The organism is Azospirillum sp. B506, assembly GCF_000333595.1.
GTDB lineage: Bacteria > Pseudomonadota > Alphaproteobacteria > Azospirillales > Azospirillaceae > Azospirillum.
The window spans coordinates 1-4293 of the sequence record NZ_BADK01000623.1 but is presented as its reverse complement, the minus strand read 5'-3'; the positions used below and the strand labels follow the sequence as shown (position 1 = coordinate 4293).

Genomic DNA, 4293 nt, shown 5'->3' with positions numbered 1-4293 from the left:
AACGACCTTCGGAATGACCTTATGCGCCCCTCCGGCCGCGCCTTCGACCAACTGCGCACCGTCTCCCTGGAACCCGGCTTCAGCCGCTATGCCGAGGGATCCTGCATGGTGCGTTTCGGCAACACGCATGTGCTGTGCACCGCCAGCGTCGACGAGACGGTGCCGCGCTTCCTGAAGAACACCGGGCTCGGCTGGGTCACCGCCGAATACGGCATGCTGCCGCGGTCCACCCACAGCCGCACCGACCGTGAGGCGGCGAAGGGCAAGCAGTCCGGCCGTACCCAGGAAATCCAGCGCCTGATCGGCCGCGCGCTGCGCGCCGTCACCGACCGCTCGGCGATGGGCGAAAAGCAGATCAAGATCGACTGCGACGTGATCCAGGCCGACGGCGGCACCCGCACCGCCGCCATCACCGGCAGCTATGTCGCCCTGCATCTGGCCTTCCAGCATCTGATGCAGATCGGTGCCTTGAAGACCATGCCGCTGACCGATCAGGTCGCCGCCGTCTCCTGCGGCCTCTATCAGGGCAACGCCGTTCTCGACCTCGATTACGACGAGGATTCCAAGGCCCAGGCCGATGCCAACTTCGTCCTGACCGGCAAGGCCGGCATCGTCGAAATCCAGGGCACCGCCGAGGAAACCCCCTTCTCCGAGCCGCAGTTCATGGAGCTGCTGGCGCTCGCCCGCAAGGGCGTGACCGAGCTGGTGGCGTTGCAGAAGCAGGTTCTCGGCATCAAGTAAGGCCCACCCAGCCAGAGGTTCAAGACCATGTCCGCTCCCCGCCGCTTCACCGGCGACACCCTCGTCATCGCCAGCCACAACAAGGGCAAGGTGCGCGAGATCGCCGAGCTGCTCGGCCCCTATGTCGCCACCTTCACCTCGGCAGGGGAGCTGGGCCTGCCCGAACCGGAGGAGACCGGCACCAGCTTCATCGCCAATGCGGAGCTGAAGGCCAGGGCCGCGGCCGCCGCCGGCCATGTGGCACTTGCCGACGACAGCGGGCTGGTGGTGCCGGCGCTGAACGGCGATCCCGGCATCTATTCCGCCCGCTGGGCCGGCCCGGCCAAGGACTTCGGCATGGCGATGCGGAAGGTCGAGGATGGCCTCGCCCAACAGTCGGAAACCGGCAAGGCCGACCGCAGCGCCTATTTCGTCTGCGCCCTGTCGCTCGCCTGGCCGGACGGCCATGTCGAGACGGTGGAAGGCCGCTGCACCGGCACGCTGGTGTGGCCGCCGCGCGGTCCGCACGGCTTCGGCTATGACCCGATGTTCCTGCCGGACGGCCACGGGCTGACCTTCGGCGAGATGGATCAGGCCAGCAAACACGAGATGAGCCACCGCGCCGACGCCTTCCGCCAGCTGGTGGAGCGGTGCTTCCGGTGAGTGCATTTGCTTCCGGCTCCGATCCCGGCTTTGCCATCTACGTCCATTGGCCCTTCTGCAAGTCGAAGTGCCCCTACTGCGATTTCAACAGCCATGTCCGCGAGCGGGTCGACCATGACCGCTGGCGGACCGGGCTGCTGCGTGAACTGGACCATTACGCCGCTCTCACCGCCGGCCGCACCGTCACATCCATCTTCTTCGGCGGCGGCACCCCGTCATTGATGGAGCCGGCGACGGTCGGCGCGATCATCGACCGTGTCGCCCAACGCTGGCCGGTCGCCGGCCGGCTGGAGGTGACGCTGGAGGCGAACCCGACCTCGGTTGAAGCCGACAANTTCCCGCGCCTTCCGCAGCGCCGGAATCAACCGCGTCTCTCTCGGCATCCAGGCACTGGATGATGCCAGCCTGAAGTTCCTCGGGCGCCAGCACAATGCGGCGGAGGCGACCGGCGCCATCGAATGGGCGGCAAAGACCTTCGACCGCTTCTCCTTCGACCTGATCTATGCCCGTCCCGGCCAGACGGTGGCGGGCTGGCAGGCCGAACTGGCGCGGGCTTTGGATTACGCTGTCGGTCACCTGTCGGTCTATCAGCTGACCATCGAGGAAGGCACCGCCTTCTACCCGCTGCATGCCCGCGGCGACCTTGTGCTGCCCGACGAGGATCTGGCCGGCGACCTCTATGAGGCGACGCAGAGCCAACTGGCCGCCGCCGGGCTGCCGGCTTACGAGATTTCCAACCATGCCCGCCCGGGCGAGGAAAGCCGCCACAACCTGACCTATTGGCGCTATGGCGACTATGTCGGCATCGGTCCCGGCGCCCACGGCAGGCTGACGCTGGACGGCGAGAAATTCGCCACCCGCGCCCATCGCGCGCCGGAGATCTGGCTGGAACGGGTGGAGCGCGACGGCCATGGCGCCGCCACTCCCGATCCCATCGACCGCGAGGCCCGCGGCACCGAGCTGATGATGATGGGACTGCGCCTGACCGAGGGGGTGCGGCTTACCCGTCTGGTGGAGGAAACCGGCCGGACGCTGGACGATATCGTCGACCGCTCAGCCTTGTCCCGGCTGATCGATGGCGGCTTCCTGACCCGCGACACCGAACGCCTGACCGCGACATCGGAGGGGCTACAGCGACTGAACGCGGTGCTCGGCGCAATTCTGGCGTAAAATCCAGCATCTCCAACGAGGAAAGGGCAGGGGATGCGCATCACTCTGATCGTCGCCGCCGCAACGAACGACGTGATCGGCCGTGGCGGCCAGTTGCCCTGGCATCTTCCCGGCGACCTGCGCCGGTTCCGGGAATTGACAATGGGCAAGCCGATCCTGATGGGCCGCAAGACCTGGGAGTCGTTGCCGCGCCATCCGCTTCCCGGCCGTGACAACCTTGTCCTCAGCCGTCAGGAGACGGGTGGAGAGCGGGATGGCGCCCTCTGGTTCACCGGCCTGGGTGCTGCGGTATCCTGGGCGCAAGGATCCGGCGCCGCCGAACTCTTCGTCATCGGCGGTGCCGCCCTGTTCCATGAGACGCTGCCGATTGCTGACCGCCTGCACCTGACCCGCATCGAGAGCCCGGTGGATGGTGACACGCTGATGCCACCGATCGGAGTCGAATGGGTGGAGGTGTGGTCGAGTGCGCCCCTGGAGGAGAATGGGCTGATCTACCGCTACATCGACTTCGAGCGAGTGACCTAATTGGCAATACGGGCACAAAGGACAACTCATTATCTATGTAGATATACAGCGCTAATGTTTTTCCACAAAGGCATCAACTTCACTGTTGATTGAATATATAAGTATGCATTTTTTATGTTTGAATTTTCGATTTTTACGCCATAGCCTTATCCCTGAAGCAAAGTTTTCTATCTAGCAAGATTAAAAAGGCCAAACCGCTTCAAAATGGAGAACAGCAATGGCTGATCGTTACAAATATGTCTGCGGGAATTGTGGTTACGTTTGGTATGCATCAAGCCGTAATGAAACAAAATGTGAAAGATGCGGAAAAAATCACGGTGTTCCGGTAAAGCAATAACCACGCCGCACAATTAGCCTTTCTTGAAAGCGAACCATATCGCAAGTACGGACACCAGATTGTCCGTACTTGCGTTCATCAAAAAATAAGACAGTTACTCCTCACCGCCAAGCCGATGCAGCACATCGTCCAGCTGGTCGAGCGTCTGGTAATGGATGGTGATCGTCCCGCGCTGTCCTTGCGGATTGATCGCCACCTTCAGCCCGATGCGGGCGGAGATCTCCTCCTCCAGATTGATCAGGTCGACATCCTTCATCGCCGGACCGTCGCCGGATCCGCCGGCCGCCGCCTTGCCCTTCTTCGCCTTCGGCTGGTCGCCGCGCATCAGGTCTTCGGTCTGGCGGACATTCAAGCCGCGCGTCACCACCTCACGCGCGACCGCGGCCGGATCCGGGGCGGTCAGCAACGCGCGGGCATGGCCGGCGGTCAGCGCACCGTCCTGAACCATCGACTTGACCGGGTCAGGCAATGCCAGCAGGCGCATCATGTTTGCGACATGGCTGCGGCTCTTGCCAACGGCGCGGGCCAGATCCTCCTGCGTGTGCTCGAACTCCTCCATCAGGCGGCGATAGCCTTCCGCCTCTTCCAGAGGGGTTAGATCCTGGCGCTGGATGTTCTCGATCAGCGCGATTTCCAGCGCCTCGCGGTCGCTGAGATCGCGGATGATGACCGGAACCTCGTGCAGGCCGGCGATCTGCGCCGCCCGCCAGCGGCGTTCGCCGGCGATCAGCTCGTAGGAGTTGGCGTCCTCGCCATCGCGGCGGACCAGCAGCGGCTGCAGGATGCCCCTTGTCCCGGATCGATTCGACGAGGCCCTGGATCGCCTCGTCGTCGAATTCCGTCGCGGCTGGTATTTGCCGGGATGGACGACCTCGATC

General features: G+C 64.0%; 4 protein-coding genes and 1 pseudogene. 4 read left to right on the top strand and 1 reads right to left on the bottom strand.

The window, feature by feature from the left end:
• The first annotated feature begins 21 nt into the window (after window positions 1-21).
• The 4 genes and pseudogenes from rph to I71_RS18535 all read left to right on the top strand — a co-directional run bounded on the left by rph (window position 22) and on the right by I71_RS18535 (window position 3078).
• Window positions 22-741, top strand: coding sequence for a ribonuclease PH (gene rph, locus I71_RS18550; protein WP_042696317.1), 720 nt, complete (start codon window positions 22-24; stop codon window positions 739-741).
• A gap of 27 nt (window positions 742-768) precedes the next feature.
• Window positions 769-1383: an RdgB/HAM1 family non-canonical purine NTP pyrophosphatase gene (gene rdgB, locus I71_RS18545; protein WP_042696316.1), complete on the top strand. Its 615-nt coding sequence runs from the start codon at window positions 769-771 to the stop codon at window positions 1381-1383.
• Window positions 1371-2553, top strand: a pseudogene (hemW, locus tag I71_RS18540) (radical SAM family heme chaperone HemW). The gene rdgB and the pseudogene hemW overlap by 13 nt, the downstream one beginning before the upstream one ends.
• A gap of 33 nt (window positions 2554-2586) precedes the next feature.
• Window positions 2587-3078, top strand: coding sequence for a dihydrofolate reductase (locus I71_RS18535; protein ID WP_042696315.1), 492 nt, complete (start codon window positions 2587-2589; stop codon window positions 3076-3078).
• Window positions 3079-3509: 431 nt separating this feature from the next.
• On the opposite strand, the gene I71_RS18530 is transcribed toward I71_RS18535, so the two are convergent.
• A partial coding sequence (locus tag I71_RS18530) for a ParB/RepB/Spo0J family partition protein (RefSeq protein WP_042696314.1) occupies window positions 3510-4293 on the bottom strand: 784 nt, incomplete at its 5' end.